The sequence below is a fragment of the Parabacteroides vesiculifaciens genome, assembly GCF_049860805.1.
In the GTDB taxonomy this organism is placed as follows: domain Bacteria; phylum Bacteroidota; class Bacteroidia; order Bacteroidales; family Tannerellaceae; genus Parabacteroides.
Map to the genome: position 1 here is coordinate 2912878 of NZ_CP187555.1, position 19155 is coordinate 2932032.

12 protein-coding genes are annotated in these 19155 nt (G+C 45.9%); 4 read left to right on the top strand and 8 right to left on the bottom strand.

The features are described 5' to 3' along the window. Positions 1 to 4 precede the first annotated feature (4 nt). The 3 genes from ACPYIV_RS11845 to ACPYIV_RS11855 form a co-directional block, all read right to left on the bottom strand. Positions 5 to 2428, bottom strand: coding sequence for a beta-galactosidase (locus ACPYIV_RS11845; RefSeq protein WP_425883160.1), 2424 nt, complete (start codon positions 2426 to 2428; stop codon positions 5 to 7). 52 nt (positions 2429 to 2480) lie between these two features. Then, the gene (locus tag ACPYIV_RS11850; RefSeq protein WP_300761425.1) at positions 2481 to 4475 is read right to left on the bottom strand and encodes a DUF5054 domain-containing protein; all 1995 of its coding nucleotides are present in this window, start codon (positions 4473 to 4475) and stop codon (positions 2481 to 2483) included. 173 nt (positions 4476 to 4648) lie between these two features. Next, positions 4649 to 4783 (bottom strand): lipocalin family protein, encoded by a 135-nt coding sequence (locus ACPYIV_RS11855; RefSeq protein WP_425883162.1) that lies wholly within the window; start codon positions 4781 to 4783, stop codon positions 4649 to 4651. Between the two features lie 290 nt (positions 4784 to 5073). On the opposite strand from ACPYIV_RS11855, the gene ACPYIV_RS11860 reads away from it, so the two are divergent. Then, positions 5074 to 5679 carry an HU family DNA-binding protein gene (locus tag ACPYIV_RS11860; RefSeq protein WP_293732759.1) on the top strand — a complete coding sequence of 202 codons (606 nt, stop codon included), beginning with the start codon at positions 5074 to 5076 and terminating at the stop codon, positions 5677 to 5679. Positions 5680 to 5806: 127 nt separating this feature from the next. After that, positions 5807 to 6976, top strand: a complete 1170-nt coding sequence (locus tag ACPYIV_RS11865) for an ATP-binding protein (protein WP_425883165.1) — start codon at positions 5807 to 5809, stop codon at positions 6974 to 6976. A gap of 76 nt (positions 6977 to 7052) precedes the next feature. Here ACPYIV_RS11865 and ACPYIV_RS11870 read toward each other — a convergent pair whose 3' ends face one another. The 5 genes from ACPYIV_RS11870 to ACPYIV_RS11890 all read right to left on the bottom strand — a co-directional run bounded on the left by ACPYIV_RS11870 (position 7053) and on the right by ACPYIV_RS11890 (position 17467). Next, complete coding sequence (locus ACPYIV_RS11870) at positions 7053 to 8507, bottom strand: family 43 glycosylhydrolase (protein WP_425883167.1); 1455 nt, start codon at positions 8505 to 8507, stop codon at positions 7053 to 7055. A gap of 25 nt (positions 8508 to 8532) precedes the next feature. Continuing rightward, positions 8533 to 11046, bottom strand: a complete 2514-nt coding sequence (galB, locus tag ACPYIV_RS11875) for a beta-galactosidase GalB (protein WP_425883169.1) — start codon at positions 11044 to 11046, stop codon at positions 8533 to 8535. A 130-nt stretch (positions 11047 to 11176) separates the two neighbouring features. Then, a complete protein-coding gene (locus tag ACPYIV_RS11880) occupies positions 11177 to 12877 on the bottom strand; it encodes a RagB/SusD family nutrient uptake outer membrane protein (RefSeq protein ID WP_425883171.1) in 1701 nt (566 codons plus the stop codon). A gap of 41 nt (positions 12878 to 12918) precedes the next feature. Next, on the bottom strand, positions 12919 to 16188 hold the full coding sequence (locus ACPYIV_RS11885; protein ID WP_425883173.1) for a TonB-dependent receptor: 3270 nt from the start codon (positions 16186 to 16188) through the stop codon (positions 12919 to 12921). A 253-nt stretch (positions 16189 to 16441) separates the two neighbouring features. Continuing rightward, a complete protein-coding gene (locus tag ACPYIV_RS11890) occupies positions 16442 to 17467 on the bottom strand; it encodes a FecR family protein (protein ID WP_425883175.1) in 1026 nt (341 codons plus the stop codon). 142 nt (positions 17468 to 17609) lie between these two features. Between ACPYIV_RS11890 and ACPYIV_RS11895 the strand changes: the two genes are divergently transcribed. Both ACPYIV_RS11895 and ACPYIV_RS11900 read left to right on the top strand, forming a co-directional pair. Further along, the gene (locus ACPYIV_RS11895) at positions 17610 to 18203 is read left to right on the top strand and encodes an RNA polymerase sigma-70 factor (RefSeq protein ID WP_301703999.1); all 594 of its coding nucleotides are present in this window, start codon (positions 17610 to 17612) and stop codon (positions 18201 to 18203) included. Positions 18204 to 18222: 19 nt separating this feature from the next. Beyond that, positions 18223 to 19113 carry an AraC family transcriptional regulator gene (locus ACPYIV_RS11900; protein ID WP_301704000.1) on the top strand — a complete coding sequence of 297 codons (891 nt, stop codon included), beginning with the start codon at positions 18223 to 18225 and terminating at the stop codon, positions 19111 to 19113. Positions 19114 to 19155 lie beyond the last annotated feature (42 nt).

Consider the following 19155-nt stretch of genomic DNA (forward strand, 5'->3'; position numbering starts at 1 on the left):
GTTTTTACTTTCTGATTTCCGCCATATCCCGGTAAGGAGCAATCTCCACCGCCTTCAATTTAGCCCCGTTGGCTGTTTGGCGCAGCCCCATCACCAGTACATTTTTCTTCCCAGATCCGAAATCGAGCCAACATTCCGGCAGATAAAACTCACGTTGCGGGCCCGCTTCCCAATGGCGGCCGATATTATGTCCGTTCAGCCACATAAACCCGTTGCCGGACGCATTGATCCGCGCCAGCCAAGGAATCCAGACACCGGCTTCCTGCTTCGGTAACTCAAACTCAATCCTGTACCAGGTGAAAAGGCCGTCCGGCCCTTCTTTCAGCTGCACGCCGTTTCCTTTCGCCGGTATTTCTCCGTTTGTATCCAACGCTACGACCTCCCAATCTCCGGACATGAACTGCGGCAAATTCCAACCTTCGGTTATTCCGGCCGCATCCACCGCACATTCCCATTCCAACGGATGCGTCAGGGCTGTCTCGGTTACGGAAAGCCCGGCTTCGCGGATACCGGCCAACTCCTCCATCGGGAAATAACCATGTGCATGGCCCAAGTTTTCATAAACGACCAATATCTCGTTTTCTCCCTCTTTCAACAGGCCGGACACATCGAAGCGGTTATCATATTCATCCGGACGTATCCGGTCGAAACAATCGCGGGTGGTCCATGACTGGGCATCGGCACAGTCGGGAAACAAACGTTCGGCCGTTTTTCCATTTACCTGGACCGACACGATGTCTCGCGTGTACATATTAAATAATAAGAAACGTTCCTTGGCTGCCTGGCCGGCGGTCAGTTGCACCTTCGAACGGTATAGACTGTAACGGAAATCATTTACCCCCAAATCAGACAAAGAAACCAAACGCGGCAATTGTACCCAACCGGCTTCGGCAAAAGCATCTTCCTTTCTTTGTACAGAAGCTATGCGAACAGGAGCCGGCAAACGGGACGGGCGCAACGGACGCATCTGTTCCCGCGGCCACCATTCCCCTTGTTTCGCCGACTTACCGGCCTGAATCACCAATACTTTCGTACCCAAAGCTGGCAGGTCATAATCGACATCTATCGGGTCTACCGTCACCATCTTGTCGTCCCCCGCATCAGAAGCAGTAATCAAGACTTTCTCTCCATGCTGGTTGATATTGTACATCGGCTCGGCCGGGCAATCCTGCTTACCCGGGATCAGGCGGGCTTTACCTTTGACCGGATTCTTCGGGTCCGTATTGTGCAAAAAGACAAAACGGGTTCCGTCGACTGCCACCCGAACACCACCGAACAATGATTTCACTCCACCTTCGACCGTACAAGGGCCACCGGCCGAGCGGACCAATTGCGGCTCGAAAGCCCGGATGAACTGCCCGATCGCCTTCGCTTCATAATACTTATCACCCAACGCTCCATTTTCGCGGATCGCAGCATTGTAGTCGTAGCTGGTAGTCATGCCACGCGCTCCCCATCCGGCAAAATGAGTCCCGCCAAAAAACATATAATAATTGATGCCGGAAGCACCTCCCAACAATGACATCAAACCTACAGCCTTAAAATGGCGTGCATCCGAATAATGGTCTTCGCTCAAACGCCCTGTGACCAAAGAGAACCATCCTCCCTGAAGCTCGGTCACGAATCCCGGTGCATCCGGCTGCGCCTTTTTCAGGTTGCTCATGCGATAAGCACAATCAGGGGCGGAAGAAAGGCCGACATAATAATTGTCGCTATCGAACACCTGAGACAATTCCGGGTCCCGGCTGCTACGACACTCATTCGTCAGACAAGTAAAGACCGGAATATCCAACCCACTCTTACGAACAGAACCATAAAGGGCTTTCAACAGTTTTTCCTTTCCGTCACAGCCATGATGATTGTATTCGTTCTCGATCTGAATCAAAATAATACCCTTATCACCAACCGGCTTACGTGTGATCTGCTCGTCCGCCACAGCTTTACAAACAGCATCGAACCAATGCTGCGACCAGCGGATATGCCGCTCGTCCGCACTTCTCAGCCAGAAATCATCTACACTTTCAGGACGATACTTAGCCAGCCAACGCGGATAACCACCTCCCGAATATTCGGCACAAATAAAAGGTCCCGGACGGACGATCGTATAAAAACCGTATTCTTCCTGCGCCATCTTCAACCACCGTTTCAGATCGGAAAAATCGAAATGAGTCGTATCGTCCAGGCTAAGCGGCATAGTCCTTTCATGCCAGTTCCAAGGAACATAAGTCTCGACCGTATTAAATCCGGCCTCCTTGATCTGGCGGAAACGATCTTTCCACAATTCCTCCGGACAACGGAAATAATGAAAGGCCGCACTATAAACAAACACATCTTTTCCTTCGATCGTCATACACGAACCGTCATAGCGGACGCGTTCAGGATGCACAAACTTCTTCTGCGCAAAAGATAACTGGCTAATAAAAACCATTAAAGCAAACAATAAGCTTTTCAAGATATACTCCATATTCATCTATTAAGATTTATAACATTTCCACAGTAAAGCGATACGTCAGCGAACCTTCGTTCCACATGCTGAAATTCGTACCCCAAAGATTGTTGCTCAGGTTAAAATGAACACCGCCACGCTTATCCGGATACCGGGTCGAATAGTTGAGACCTCTCGCTTCCCCCACATTGACCAGGAAAGCGGCCTCGCTCCAGATACGGACCGTTCCGCCGGAAGTGATCAGATCGACATAGCGGTCTATGCCGTGCTGCTGCCGGTTCCCTTTCTCCACCACATCGAGCAAGTCGACCGCCGCCCCCGTTTTCTCGGCAACGAGCGAGACGATATCGTCCGTATTGAACGAGAGCCAATAGGCTTCGGGGAGGCGGACGGCCGGTTTATTGAATACGGTCAGTTCTATTTCCGCTCTTTTCCCGTTCTTGTAATCCAAGCAGTTCACGATCATTTTCTCTGGATACACACGTTCATCCACACCTTCCTGCCGGGGAAAAGACAGTTCATAGAGCGTGCGTGTCCCTTTCTTCTCCTTCTGCACTTCCCGTTTTACGACTTGCGCCGGCAACGAGACGCTGACAGCCTTCGAACGGTCCAATCCAGTTTTACCCAGATCATCCAGCGCCCAACCATAACGGGCACGCAGATAATTATCCAGAAAACGATCATAGTCATGGCTGTCATACATCTGGTAAAACAGACCTTCCACTTTTAATTTATCATTTTTCAGCAAAGAGAGTTTCCAAGGTTCGGGCTGCACATCAACTTTCTTTTTCGAGAAAGCCGGCAAAACGGGAGAATCGATTTCCTTCATCTTAGCCAATGCCTCCTCTTGCAAAGATCCGGGCAAGCAATCGATCGCTTCATAAATATACCAGTCGATCTCCTTCCAGGACCTTTCGACTTTCCGGAACGGTTCGGTCGGACGGGCGGCAAGAAACAGATCCATGTCATATTTGTCCCAATTCCGGAGATGAGTCTTGATATCCATCCCTTGCGTATGTTCGGCAATCAGTCCGAGTTCCACGGCGAAGTTCAAAGACTCGTCACTTCCACGTTCCAGTTTTTTCTCCTTCAGCCATTTCGAATAAAGGGAAGAGAGCGCCCTGAATTTCGCCATCCGTACGGGAGCACTTCCATATCCATAGATCCAAGTATCCCCAATCTCGGAAGTCACGACAGGCAGCGACGCCTTCATGTCCAATAGCTCCTGTGCAATTTCATTAAAGGAAGCAGCTACCAGCTGCGCATGGGGATAACGTTTATGCAGATTGGCGTAAATCTCTTTTACCTTTTCATACGAATGCGGTCCGTGATTATCACCGGTAAAGTTGACCGATATAGCCGTCTTCCCTCCCGGCAACACATTGTCGGAACCATAATCCTGCTGGTAAACCAATATCAGTTCGTTCCCCTCCGGGTCCCTCCACCGGCAAAACTCAGGAACAGCCGGTATAGGAGATGCCGGATTCACTCCGATATGAAGGAAACGGATACCGGCGCGGTTCATCGGGGCAATGATGCTGCGGGTATGCCCCGGAACATCGGTCATCTTGGCGGCTATCGTCTTTTTGCCGTATTTCCTGTCCAGCTTATGTGCAAGCAACAAATTGGTTTCCAGCAAATCCAGATTCATCGACTCGGTTTCCACCGTATAGGGAACACCGTTCCAGACAATGTCTCCCTGCCGGATCGCTTTTTCCAAGCGTTCCACGTCGCGGTCAGAAGCCGTTTGAAGATATTTCCAAATCAGCCAGGAACCGGTTGTCCAGACATATCGTTCACCGGAACGGTCCGCCCTCAACTTTTCCGCCACATCCAGTGCTTTCGGAATAAACTCGTCGACATAGCGTTTTTCTACAACCGAGCTCAGATCGGTGAACCCGACATCGAGGTGTGTCTTAAATACGACATAGACTTTCGAGACCTCTTCGTTCGCTTGTGCTTGCCCGGCACTTATCGCCAGGCAGCAGCACAATAGAATTAATAACAATTTAATAAGAGAAGTTTTCATGGTATTTGATTTCAACTATCGCTACTTATTGTAAATAATACAAGATCAAGGCGACAAAAATAGCAGATTCAGCCAGATATCACCTTATCTTTTATTACTATTTATTTGGACAATCTTTCGACCTCCGCCAAAATAAAGGCAGATTAGCCCGCTTGCTTCCGGGTCAATCCCGCTCAAGTTTTCACATCGTTGACCCTGGCATACCTCTGCACATAATCACCTTGGCAGATGATCAAACTGTCCGACGTCAACTTTTCGATTGTCCAAGTATCAGAGAAAGAGGCTGTACCCATGCCCCTTCTCGACATGGTAAATGTTTCCCGACGTCTCAGGGCACGGACACTCTTAGCTGATTTAAAATTTGCATATCTTGTAAAGATAAGGCAAAAAAACAGATACAACAAGCCTTTATCCCATTATTCTTTGTATCTTTAGTGCCATGTTTGTTATTGCCCGACAGCTGTGAAACGCTTGTAAGACATATGACGAACAAGCGTCTCACAACTGTCGCACAAGCGTCCGGCAATTGAGAGACGAAATAGGGCATGGCAGCCAGCTGCCAACGAGTGCAATATTTAATCTTAAATATAATACGGATATGTGTGCAAGATACAGATTAGTCCGGAATCCGGACCCGACAGGAGAGCATAAAAAACAGGCTTTGCATCCTCGTGTCGTACCTTACGGGACGCTACGCATCAGTGATTTGATGTACCAGGTGGAATCACGTAGCGGCCTTTCGGCAGGAGATGTCAAAGGGGTTTTGCAAACGCTTGCCGACGTGATGGCCGACAAATTGGAGGAAGGATACATCGTCGAGTTAGAAGGAATCGGCTTTTTCAGCATCTCGCTTTCCTCCCGCCCGGTCATGGACAAGAGCGAGATCCGAAGCGAATCGATCCACTTCCGCAGCGTCAACTTCCGTTGCGGGAAATACCTGAAAAAGAAACTGAAAACGATGCATCTCGAACGTATGCCGGAAACCAAATCGACTCTTCCGCCTTTTGAAGAACGGCTTCGCCGCCTGACAAACTATCTGAATACGCATCATTACATCACATGCGGCGACTACCGTGAACTGACCGGCTGCTCCAAATACCGCGCCTTGCAGGACCTGAACCAACTGATAGATGAAGGAAAATTGACGAAAAACGGGTATAGGAGTACGAGGGTTTATTCATTTCCTTCATCCGTAGGCAAGTAAGGGACAATTGGATAGGCTTACGGATGAAGGAATGCTGATTTAATTCGGCAATTTCATATAGAAACTGCTAATTTAATTCGGCAATTTTCGTATATTTGCCCATACGAACTATTCAACCGGACAGGACATGGAACAACTTATAGAACTTTTCAGAAGATTGCTCAGACTCACCGATACGTCATACGTCAGATACCTGCACGACCAGATCGACTGGTCCTCCCGTATGTTGGGCATAGTCGGTCCCAGAGGTGTCGGCAAAACGACTATGCTGTTACAGCACATCAAGCTATACCACGACATAAAAGACACACTTTTTGTCAATGCCGACGATCTGTATTTCACGGAACATCGTCTGTTTGACTTAGCATCGGACTTCTACAAGAACGGAGGGAAGCACTTATTTATCGATGAAGTACACAAATATCCGAACTGGTCAAAAGAATTGAAAATGATTTATGACTATTATCCCGATTTCCATGTGGTTTTTACCGGCTCTTCCATTTTGGATATCCATAAAGGAAATGCGGATTTGAGTCGCCGTGTACTCAGTTATTTCCTGTCCGGACTCTCTTTCCGCGAATATCTTATACTGGCAAAAGCGATCCGGTTACCGGCCTATTCCCTATCGGAGATATTGGAACACAAGGTAGAACTGCCGGGCACGGAACGTCCGTTGGTGCTGTTCAAGGAATATCTGAAAAATGGATATTATCCTTTCTTCAACGATCCGGGTTATGACACACGCTTGCGCAACGTGATCACCCTTACCGTCGAAAACGACATTCCGGCTTATGCCAAACTGAACGTCGCTTCCACAAAGAAAATCAAACAACTGCTCTACGTCATAGCACAAAGCGTACCTTTCAAACCCAACTTTTCCAAAATCGGACAGATGATAGACCTGCATCGTAACCAGGTGGCGGATTTCCTCTTTTATTTAGAAAAGGCAGGCATCGTTTCGCAACTCAGAGGAACAACAGAAGGCATCCGGCAATTAGGAAAAGTAGAAAAGACCTACTTAGAAAACACCAACTTAGCTTATGCACTCTCCGACAGCACACCGGAGATCGGAAATATCCGGGAAACATTTTTCCTTTCGCAAATGAAAGTAAACAACGAGGTCTTTGCTTCCGACAAATCAGATTTCACAATCGGCCCTTATACCTTCGAAGTAGGCGGTCCTAACAAGCAACAGAAACAAATACAAGGGATCAACAATGCCTACATTGTGAAAGATGACATCGAATACGGCCACAAGAACATAATTCCTCTTTGGCATTTCGGGTTTAATTATTAAGGAGGATGCTCCATTTCCTTCATCCGTAGGCAAGTAAGGGACAATTGGATAGGCTTACGGATGAAGGAATGAAGGATTATTTTTGGGAAAGTTTTGTGGGGTGAGTCGTAGAAAAAGTAAACCATTCCAGATTCATCAGGTCCTCTTCCTCTGTTCCAGCTGGTTCTGCTGCTTTAAAGACCAAAACCAACGCATGTTTACCGGTAACCGGTTTGATATCGGTTTCATGGATAGCATAAGCTACCTCACCATTCATTGCCTCCAGGTCACAGACTCCGAGCAACTCGCCCTCCGGACTATCCAACCGGATTTCAATCTTCGCTTTCTTGTTCTTATCCCAAGTCTTACAAATAAAACGATCCACATCCGTACCGGTAAAATCGTAATATTTCCAATAGGCATGATCGCCATCACGGATAGACGACAAATACTCTACCGGAACATCATTGTCCGGCCTGCGTACGGCAACCGCCACATGACCGGACAACAAGCAAGCCCTGGCCGCATCCATCCGGTAGGACGGAGAGATCGGACCGCCAATGCCTTGTGTTGTCATTTCCACTTCCGGTATCGTGCCATCCGGATTAAAAATGATGGGTTCCAAGCAGGCTTTCCGCATGGTTCCAGTCTCTGTCGCATGGGTAGGACGATGATAAGCGATATACCATTGTCCATTGATTTCGATGATACAGCCGTGATTGTTCACCAAGTTACGGTCGCTTCCCCAATTGTCAATAATCACTCCCCTATAAGTATAAGGTCCCAGAGGAGAAGTGGCTGTCGCATAGTCCAATGTAGCACAATTAGACTCACCGTGCCGAGAATGGCTACCATAGATCAAATAATAGATACCATTCCTTTTTCGAACAGAGCTTCCTTCGTTGAAGAAATGCGTTTTATAAGTCAATAAACTATCATGGACAGCCCCTTCGATAGAAAGCATATCCTTGCTTAACTTTGCACCTCTGACATGCCATTGCCCCCAAAACAGATAAGTCTGCCCGTCATCATCGACAAAAATCGAAGGATCTATGCCTGAAATTCCCTTAATCGCTTTTCCCTCTTTGAACGGGCCATAAGGAGAAGAAGCAACAGCTACCCCTTCGTTTTCACCATCAGCTGCCAAACAATAATAAAGGTAATATTTCCCATTATGATAAATGCAATCCGGAGCATAAAGGATCTTGTCCGTATAATCCGTCTGCTTTCCCGGTCCTTTCGTAGCAAAAGAAAATTGTTCCACATGCCAGTCTACCAAATCTGAAGAAGAGAGCACGTTATAGGAGTTTGAACACCAACTGTTACCAGGTTCGTCACGCGAACCATAAACATAGATCCGTCCATCAGGCATCTGTCTGACCTCCGGATCAGCAATGAACACACCCGGAGGAGCAATTGGATTGAGTGCCCGATGGGTAGTAACAAGACTCTTGTTTTCCTTTTTATCGGACAAGTCACCTCTCTCACCGGGTTGACATCCGGCTAATAAGCCTGCAATAAGCAAATTACAAGTTTTTAAATAAAAATTCATAAACATCTTTTTTTATCATTTTCACTCACATCGTTATATCCACCACCGCTTTTTCCAGGTCTTTCGATTCGATTGTCAGACGGATCGGTTTGTGTCCGCCACGTTTCGCCTTGACGATGGCCAAGAATAAACCGTTAAAGGCCGGGCGGGTAGGTTCTGAAAAGGTGATCAGGCAAGTCGGGTCACCATTGTCCGTTGCCACAATCTCCCCGTCGCCCGTCAAACTACAAGAAATAACAGGCTCGGCTGTCGGCACGGCACGCCCTTCCCTATCGACCAGCGATACCGTCACAAAAACAAGGTCTTCTCCATCCGCTTTGATTCTCTTCTTGTCAGCCACGGCCTTCAATGCAACGGCTTGTCCCGTAGTCCGGACAAATGTTTCCGCCCATTTACGGCCTTGCTTATAGGCGATTGCTTTCAGTTCACCGGGTTCATACACCACACTATCCCAACGAAAACGATATTCATACGGTTTCCTTTCCTTCTTCCCCAACGATTTTCCATTCAAAAACAGCTCGACAACATCGCCTGAACTATAAACAAACACCGGAGTAACCTCCCCAATCCTATCTGGGAAATTCCAGTGCGGAAGGATATGTACCATCGGCGTATCGGGCATCCAACGGGATTTATATAAGTAGTAGCGGTCTTTCGGGAAACCGGCCAAATCGACAATACCAAAGTAGCTGCTACGCGATGTCGGGCGGTTACGTTCTATCCGAACCAACTCTTCACGCTGTTTCTGCAACTCTTCTTCCGTCATGGCGGCTGAATGGTTGAGCAAAACGCTGGCATCGCTATTGAAAGGAGTGGGCTCACCCAAATAGTCAAAACCCGTCCAAACAAATTCTCCGCAAATACCCGGATATTTATCCAAAGCGGCAAATTCCCAATCGGGTAATCCGCCCCATCCGGGTTCCGTCAAATCATACGAATCTACATGGAACTTACGTGGAAAGTATTCCCCTCTCGAACTCATCGTCGAACTGGATTCACTCGAATAGCCCGAAAGATGTTCGTGTCCTTTCTTATTCAGGAACTCACCATAAAAATCAGGTCCGCCATACACGCCTGCCGCGTAATTCATGCCATGTACATCCACCTGCAACTCCGTCCCGTTCATCGCCGACTTGCTGGGATAAGAGGCGCCGAACGTCGCCGGACGAGTCGTATCGAAACGGTGTACCACCTCTGTCAGATGTCGGGCAACGCCTGTTTCCGGTTTATACTGCTCGTACACCTCGTTACCGGTACTCCACATAATGACCGACGGGTGATTTCGGTCGCGGCAAACCAACATCTCTATATCTTTCTCGTGCCACTTCTCAAACAGCGTACTATAATCATTCTCTTGCTTCCCGACCGTCCAACAATCAAACAGTTCATCCATCACAAGAAACCCCATCTTGTCAGCCAACTCCAACAACTCCGGAGCAGGAGGATTGTGGGAAGTACGCAACGCATTACAACCAAAGCTTTTTAAGATCCGCAACTGGCGTTCCAGCGCAACCCTGTTCACCGCCACCCCCAATGCACCTAAATCATGGTGATTGCAAGTGCCATTGATGGGTACCCGTTTCCCATTCAGCAAAAAGCCATTATCGTGTGTAAATTGAATGGTACGAAAACCGAAAGGAGTCTCATAAACATCCGCCAACTTGTTTTTGTCATATACGGAAACACAAGCCATATACCGATTTGTGTGTTCCAAATCCCATATTTTCGGAGATTCTACACGCAAAGAGACCGAATCCACAACCGTCGATGCAGCATTCAACGCAATCGGACGTTTGCTCGTCGAAGCTACCCTCTTCCCGATCACGTCATGGGCATCCAATTCATAAATATCAACCGTATAGTGTCCGGCAACCGCCTGTTGCCTATTATTGTCAATTTCTACACGAACAGAAGCCATCGCATAATCGTCCGTAATTTCGGGAGTTGTCACAAAAACACCCCAATGTGCCACATGGACCGGCTCGGTTTTTACCAGCCGGACATGCCGATAGATACCGGCTCCCGGATACCAACGCGCTCCGAACTTTTCCGTATTCAGGCGAACCGCCACCACATTATCCTCTCCAAAACGGACATACGGTGTCAAATCCACCCGGAAAGAGCTATAGCCAAAAGGACGCCCACCGACTTTTTGCCCGTTCAACCACACTTCAGCATTCGCCATCGCTCCGTCGAAATCCAGATAAAACCGTTTCTTTTTATCCTTGACCGACACCGTAAAATGCTTCCGATACCAACCGATCCCCTTCCAAGGCAATTTCCCGGTAAACCCTTCCAGATCAATCCGGAAAGGGCCTTCGATGGCCCAGTCATGCGGAACATCCAACTTCCGCCACCCTGTATCGTCTGTTCCATACGCTTCCAGCGAATCCGGTTCAGGCAAACGTGCCCCGTCTGCCTGCAAGCCGAATCGTGCAAAACGCCAATCCCGGTCAAAGTTCGAAACTTCCCGTTGCCCCCAAGCCGATAATCCGAGCAAGTCCAAACAGGCGATTGCAAAAAAAATGATCTGTTTCATATTCCTCTTTTCTCTATGTTTAATTGCCAAACCAAGAAGAGCCATATTAAACCCTACTTACGAGTAATAATATGGCTCTCCATCACTGATCCTACATCAGTCCGTCACTGATCCTACATCAAGAAAATGGTTAACGCAACCACCACTTATCTTCCTGCTGCTTAATGTTTTCATTTTGGTCGATAGACTCTTGAGGAATAGGCCAGAAATAACGGCCTTCGCCTTCTGCCCAAATACGTTGTTCAAAAATAAGCGGATTATCGTGTTTCTGAGTTTCCTCGTTCCAACGTTTCCATCCATAGGCAGGTCCATTGAGTACTTTAGGCGCAATACCCCAACGTATGATATCGTAGTAACGCAATCCTTCGAAAGCCGTTTCGACACGACGTTCATGGCGCACTTTGGCAATCATATCGCTTTGGCTGGTCACGGCCGGATACTCGGGCATTTCAGCACGATTACGAATATCGTTAATAAGGTTCAAGGCTTCACCTAAATTTTCATTTAACTCGATCAGTGCTTCAGCTCTCATCAACAACACATCGGCATAACGGAAAATCGTTATGTTCTTATGTCCCAACCAACGATCAGGTTCCTCCCCTTCCAAATCCGTCCACTTGGTCAACAAGAAACCGGTACTTACAGGTTCTTTACCAATATAGTCACGGCTATCAGGGTCTTCTACACCATAGTGTGAATCCACTTTACCACCTTTAATCCATTCCCATCCCGGGTGAATAATCGTTGATTTCAAACGGGGATCACGGAACTCATATTCGCCATAGCTCAACATTCCGGCTTGATCCAGAGCTGCACGTTCGGCAACGTGAGGACAATTCAACGCTTCACATTGATCGTAAGGGTGACCTTCGACACATTCGTATTCATCAACGATATCTTGCAAAGGAAGCAAACCCTTCCATCCGCAATATACGGATGAAGGATACGAAAGGTTGTTATTCAAGTTATGAGTCTTCAAAGAAGGGAAATATTGACGTTCGAAAATCACCTCATTGTTATTCCCATCTGCCTGAGGCCGGAACAATTCTTCGTAGCTATGCTTTTTAGGATCACCATCGTAGGCACGATATAATCCATAACGCCCACCATCGATAATCGCTTGAGTAGCTGTCAACACTCTTTTATAAAGATCTTCTGTTGATTCTTTACTATTCTTCAAAAAACCAATGTATTTCGATTTGGCCGCTTCGTGTAAAGAGATGCGAGCAATCATGGCATTCACCACATCCTCGGTAACACGACCTGATTCGAAATTAGGCGCTTTCTTGATGTCCACCAAACATTCTTCCAATTCACTGATTACAAAATCATACACATCAGCACGAGGAGTACGGGTCAGCGCACGCGATTCTTCCACGGTCAACACTTTGTCCACCAAAGGGACATCGCCAAAGAAAAAAAGCATATCATAGTAGTTCAACGCACGAATGAAACGAACCTCGGCACGCATATGAGCATATTCATCCGGCTTCAGATACTCTTTAGAAAGCTCCAACCCTTGAATCACATAGTTCATCTTAGCAATGGCTTCGTACTTCCATTCGTCTTTCAGGCCACGAGAGGTCGGGCGCAAATCGCCATTGGCAAAATGTTCTAACCCCCACCATGTCGAATTATCGGTCCAAGCGTCACGGAAAGCAATGATGTTGTCGCCATCGCCTTGGTAAACGTAATCGTAGCATCCGTCTACCATCATTTTAGTTTGCTGCTCGTTCTTCCACCAGGCATCTTCTGTAATTTTATCCAACGGAGGAGTAGTCAGGAAGTCTTCACATCCTGTCAAGGCAACCGTACAAAGTGTTGCCATCATAATATGTTTTAAAGTATTCATTACACTATCTTTTTTTTCAATTAAAACTGTAGATTCAAACCGAATGAGTAAGTTCTTGACAATGGATACGTAAACGCATCGAGTGTTTCAGGATCGTATCCGGGAGTAAAATTACTGATGGTAAACAGGTTGTTTGCCGAAAAGTACAGGCGGATATTGGAGAATCCTGTGTTCTTCAACAGATCGCTCGAGAAATTATAACCAACCTGCAAGTTCTTCATACGCAAATAACCGGCGTTGATCATCCAATAATCGGATGTCATGTGATTGAATCCCAAAGAGCTTGTCGCTTCCAACAAACGTGGATATTTAGCGTCGCGATTGTCTTCCGTCCAATAGTCTAACTGATGTTCGAAAGCCGGACCTTTACCCTGATCCGACAAAGGACGGATGCTCGGACCATTCAATATATAGTTACGTTTACCAACTCCTTGCAAAAATACACTAAAGTCGAATCCTTTCCATGCACCATTCAGGGTGATACCGAACAAATAATGAGGATCGCGGTCACCCAGAACCACCCGGTCGTCTGCATCGATCACACCATCATTATTCTGGTCTTTGTACTTCACATCACCCGGCTTAGCGTAACGACGACTGTATACGGCAGAGTTTTTAACTTCTTCTTCTGTTTGGAACAAACCTAAAGCTTGATAACCATAGTAAGAATTCATGGCTATACCTTCAGCCGTATAACCATCCTTCCAAGGACTGGTTCCACCCAAGTCTTTTACTTCATTCTTATTATTAGACAAGTTGGCTTGTACACCATATCTGAAGTCACCAATATTATCGTTCCAGCTCAATTCCAATTCCCAACCCTTGTTTTGCACTTCACCAATATTGACATTGGGTTTACCAAAACCATATTCCAAAGGAACAGGAAGACCGATCAAGATGTCTTTGGTGTTTTTGATATAATAGTCGAACGTTACCCCAAAGCGGTTATCCAACATACGAGCATCAAAACCGAAGTCAAGCATAGAAGTTTTTTCCCAACCCAATTCAGTGTTTCCCAATCCACTCAAATAAGCCGACAAAATATATTGATTACCCAAAGCAGCATTTCCAAAATCTATAGTAGTGTAGCTCGGATAGAGGCCGATACCAGTAGTTGCACCTGTCAATCCCCAAGAAGCGCGAATCTTCAAATCATTCAGGAAATCTTGTGTCTTTTCCATGAAACTTTCGCTGCTGATACGCCATGCAGCCGAAACGGAAGGGAAGGTTGACCAACGATGGCCACTCGCCAAACGAGAAGATCCATCCGAACGCATCTTCAACGAAAGCAGGTACTTGCTGGCATAGTCATAGTTCACGCTACCGATGAAAGAAGCAATGGCCCAATGGGTAGCCGTACCATAGTTTGACCAGTTTTCTTTCGAACCGGCATTGAGGACATGCAGGATATCGGTCGGGAATCCGTCACGATAAGCCCCCATGTTATCCCACTTTTCATTTTCCTGCTGATAACCGGCCAAGACATCCAAATTGTGTTCGCCGAATTTTTTCTGGTAAGTAAGCAATGCCTGCAAGTTATAGTATTGGTTAAAGGAACGTCCTTCGTCTAATGCGTTTTGCCCCATATACGTTATCTCTTGCGTGTCAAAGTTGGTGTAACCTACCTGACGATGGAAAGTCGTTGTTTTTCCAAACTTATAGTTCACGTTGGCAATACCCTGGAATTTCAAACCATCCCAAATATCATAGGTCAACTTAAAAGTACCCGAAGCATCGTGGGTGTCATTCAAATCATGGCCTTTTTGATGCAAATCGGCCATAGGATTGACTACGGATTTGGGGTTCAAGGCATAGCTTCCATCGGTATAGTAAGCGATATCGGTGGGGTTCATTTTGTACACATCGATAATGATGCCATCTATACCACTGACTTCATCCCTTTGTCTTAAGATATAACGCAGATCAAATGCTAAATTCAACTTTTTTGTAAGCTGAGCATCAATATTCGAACGGACATTGTACACCTTATGTTGCGATTCGGGCAACGCACCTGTCTGATAGTCCATGCCGGCACTCAAGAAGTACTTCACATTCTCAGCACCACCGTTAGCCGAGATAGAGTGGCGAGTCGTGATACTGTTTTCGAACATCAAATCCACCCAGTCCGTATTACCATAGTGGTTCCGATCTGACCCATCGGCATATTTACGTATTTGTTCTTCACTATAATATTGGTTTTTACCGGCTTCCGGCTTCAAATTATACATAGCTTCATTACGCATACGGGCATATTGTGCCGAGCTGACCATCTTAGGCATATCGGTCGGAGTGTTCACCCCCACGTAACCATTGTAGCGGAAAACAGGCTTACCTGCTTTACCTCGCTTGGTCGTAACCAAAATCACACCGTTGGCAGCACGCGAACCGTAGATAGCAGCCGAAGCGGCATCTTTCAAAACAGATACGCTCTCGATATCTTCCACGTTCAAGTAGTTGAAGTCCTCTGCATCAGTAGGAATACCATCGACCAACAACAATGGTGAACCACCCGAATTTAGAGATGTAGCACCACGCAATTGCATACTGGAGGCTTCCCCCGGACGACCGGATTGAACGATTGACAGACCCGGAACTTGGCCTTGCAAAGCATCTGCCATCGAACTGACAGGACGGTTTTCCAGCACTTCAGCCTTCACAGAAGTGACCGCATTAGTCAGGTTGCCTTTCTTGACAGTACCATACCCTACGACTACCACTTCATCCAACGCCTGCATATCCTCGCGCAATGTAATATTGATCACACTCTCCTTGCCGATTTTCACCACTTGTTCATTAAAACCGATAAAAGAAATTTGCAAACTGCTTCCCGGCGTAACAGTCAACATGTATTTACCGTTTGCATCCGTCACCGTTCCGTTGGTTGTGCCTTTCTCAACAACGTTCGCACCAATGACAGGATCACCGAACTCATCTTTAATGATACCGCTTACCGTTTTCTTATCCTGTTGGACACCGGAAACAGAAGCTGATTCTGTGGACAGGATAATCTTCTTATCCACCACCGAATACCTTACATTCGTCCCGGCAAAAATATTATCCAGCACTTTGAATATATCGCTTTCCTTTGCAGATACTGACACCTTGCGATTTAAGTCAACATGTCGATTGTTGAAAAAGAAAGAAAATTCCGTTTGGTTTTCAATCTTATCAAGTACCGTTTCAACTGTCTGGTTTTGAGCATTCAGGCTGACAGTCGCTTTTTGGGCATAACTACCAGCTGCGTGGCTTATGGCCATCGAACCGACTAACAATAATGTAGATAGTTTCATAACTCTCGGGATTTTACTCAAGGGATTCCAGCATCTATTTTTATCCCTAAGTAATTGGACATTACAATGTTTTTGCATAATTTTGTAGTGATCTAATTAATAAAAAATGATTTATTACTGCTTGTCGCCAAACAAGCGTTTTAAAGTCAACTCATTTCATCCGGGAGAATACGCCAAATTTTTCCGGATGTTTTTCTTTAAGGCGGAAAATCTGTGTGCTTCATCATACATTTTGTGTGTTTAATAGTGTTTATCAATAAATTTCAATTTTAGTTTTTTCATGCTGTGCATCCTGCGTATCCAAATAACGCCATCTGATATTGGATGATATTTTGAAGATCTCCAATATACGCTCCAACCGTTGATGACTGAAAGATCCGGTAAACGCTTCATTCCGAAGGCGGTCATTGGATAAGACGAAAGCTACATTAAACCGCTTTTCCAGCATCCGCAAAGCTTCGGGCAAAAGGGTCGCTTGGAAAACAATCTTTCCGTCTTTCCAGGCTATTTCTGACTCACCATTCGTTTTTATCAGTTGTACACGGGAAGAAGAAGAGTCATAGGTCAGTTTCTGCCCTGGCTTCATCTGTACAGCCATGCCCCGCCCGTTCTTCATATAATCGAAACGGACCTTTCCTTCGATCAGGGTAGTAGAGACAAAAGCGTCTTTTTCAAATGCCTCGACATTGAATGAAGTGCCCAACACTTCTATTTTCGTTTCATGAGGAGTAGAAATGATAAAGCCATGTTCCGGGTCTTTCCGCACTTCGAAAAAAGCCTCTCCCTGCAAAGTTACTTTTCTTTTGTCCTTATCGAAGAAAGACGGATAAGACAGTCTCGATTCCGAATTGAGATGGACGACGGAACCATCCGGCAATTGCACCGTAGTCGTCATGCCCGGATTTGTTTTTACTTCGATCATCCGGGCGATTTCGACCGGACGGGGTTTTAAGTTTTGATAAACGAAAATAGTTAAAAGAGGAATAAACAGAATGGCTGCAACGCGTTGCAGCCAAGTAACCCTGGTTACTTTAGGACGAACACTGTTTTTGCTCATCTTTTGACAAACAGAAGACAACGCTTTCTCCGTATCCACTTTCGATAATACCTGCATCGTATCCGTTGTCAGATAAAGAGTATGAATTTGCTTGGCAATCCGATAATTCTCATCCGATTGCCTTATCCATTCCTCAACCTGTCGACACTCTTCGACTGTCGCTTCGCCGGAACAATAGCGGGGAAGAAGGTCTTCTATTCGATCTGTATTCGGTGTTTCCATGTCCGTCTTTATCCTTGTTTATCTATTAGACAAGAGAAGTCGAACGGATTCCTAAACGAAAATGCAATTTTTTTCAAAAATAAATTTGGAACAGTTGTCCTGCCGGAAATATAGCCAAAAGCATTATCTTTGTAAACATATTATGAAAGGAGAAAAACTACAAACCACAGAGGAGCGCTTTTTACTTTCAGCCATGCAACATGGAGATCTAAAAGCCTATGGTGTCTTGTTCAGGAGATACTATCCGATACTCTGTGCTTATGCGACAAAGTTTGTGGATTTAAAAGATTCCGAAGAGATCGTGCAGGATGTGATGCTGTGGCTATGGGAAAACCGGGAAACGCAGACTTTCGAGACATCCCTAAGCCAATATCTGTTCAAGACTGTTTACCATCGCGCCATCAACCAGATTGTCCGCCATCAATCCCAACTAAGAGCCGACACCCTTTTCTACGAAAACATGCAGGAGATGCTACAGGACACCGATTTCTACCAACTCGAAGAGCTGCAAAGAAGGATCAGGGAAGCGGTAGACGCTTTGCCTCCAGCTTACCGGGAGGCTTTTGTCATGCACCGCTTCGATAATAAAAGCTATAAAGAAATAGCCGAAGTCCTGCAAGTATCCCCCAAAACAGTGGATTACCGGATCCAACAGGCATTGAAACAATTACGGATAACGTTGAAAGATTATTTGCCGTTGATCCTGCTATTGTTACCCAGAAATATGCTATCATAAAACCCTTATTTAAAAGAATATGACTAAAAAAAAAGAAGGTTTTAAAGGAGAACGTTTTATTTATTTGCCGGAAGAATTACTATTGGAATACAAGAAAGATCCCCTTATCGGAAATCTTTATGTTCGCAAGATCGGATTTTTCCCAAAAGTAAAATCTCATTATGTCGAGAAGGAAGAAGGAACCGACTATGCCATGCTGATCCATTGCATAGAAGGAAAAGGGTGGTATCATATCTATGGTAAGACATATCCTATACAGAAAAATCAGTATATCATCGTACCTCCCCACGTCCCTTATTCATTTGAGGCAGACAGCCATGATCCCTGGACAATCTATTGGGTCCATTTCTGCGGTAAACTAACCGAATCTTTCCTTTCCCCCAACCCTGCCCCACAAGAAATCTTGGCAGACGAACATGTACGGCAACTTGTCCGCATCCGTCTGTTTGAAGAAATATACAGCAGTTTTGCCAGAGGTTATATAAAAGAATATCTGGCTTATTCATCCATGTGTTTATATACGTTTCTCTCAACTTTCATTTTTCAGGAGCAGTTTCGCCATATCGATCTCCCGACACACAAAGAGAATCCATTCTCGACGCGGGTTATCTATTACTTACAAGAACATGTGGAAACAAATCTGACCTTAAAGGATTTAGCGGAATATTTCAACTATTCGGAATCCCATTTTTCCACCTTGTTCCAGAAAGAAACAGGAACTTCCCCCATCCATTACTTTACACGCCTGAAAATACAGAAAGCCTGCCAGTATATCGAACTTACGGATATGAAACTGAACGAAATCGCGATGCGGCTCGGATTCGAAGAGCAAGCCTATTTTTCCCGTGTCTTTACCAAAGTCATGGGAATATCACCTTCCGCTTACCGAAAAAAAGAAACAGATAAATAAAAAGAAAGCCGGAAAAGGGATATCCCCCTCCGGCTTACCGAG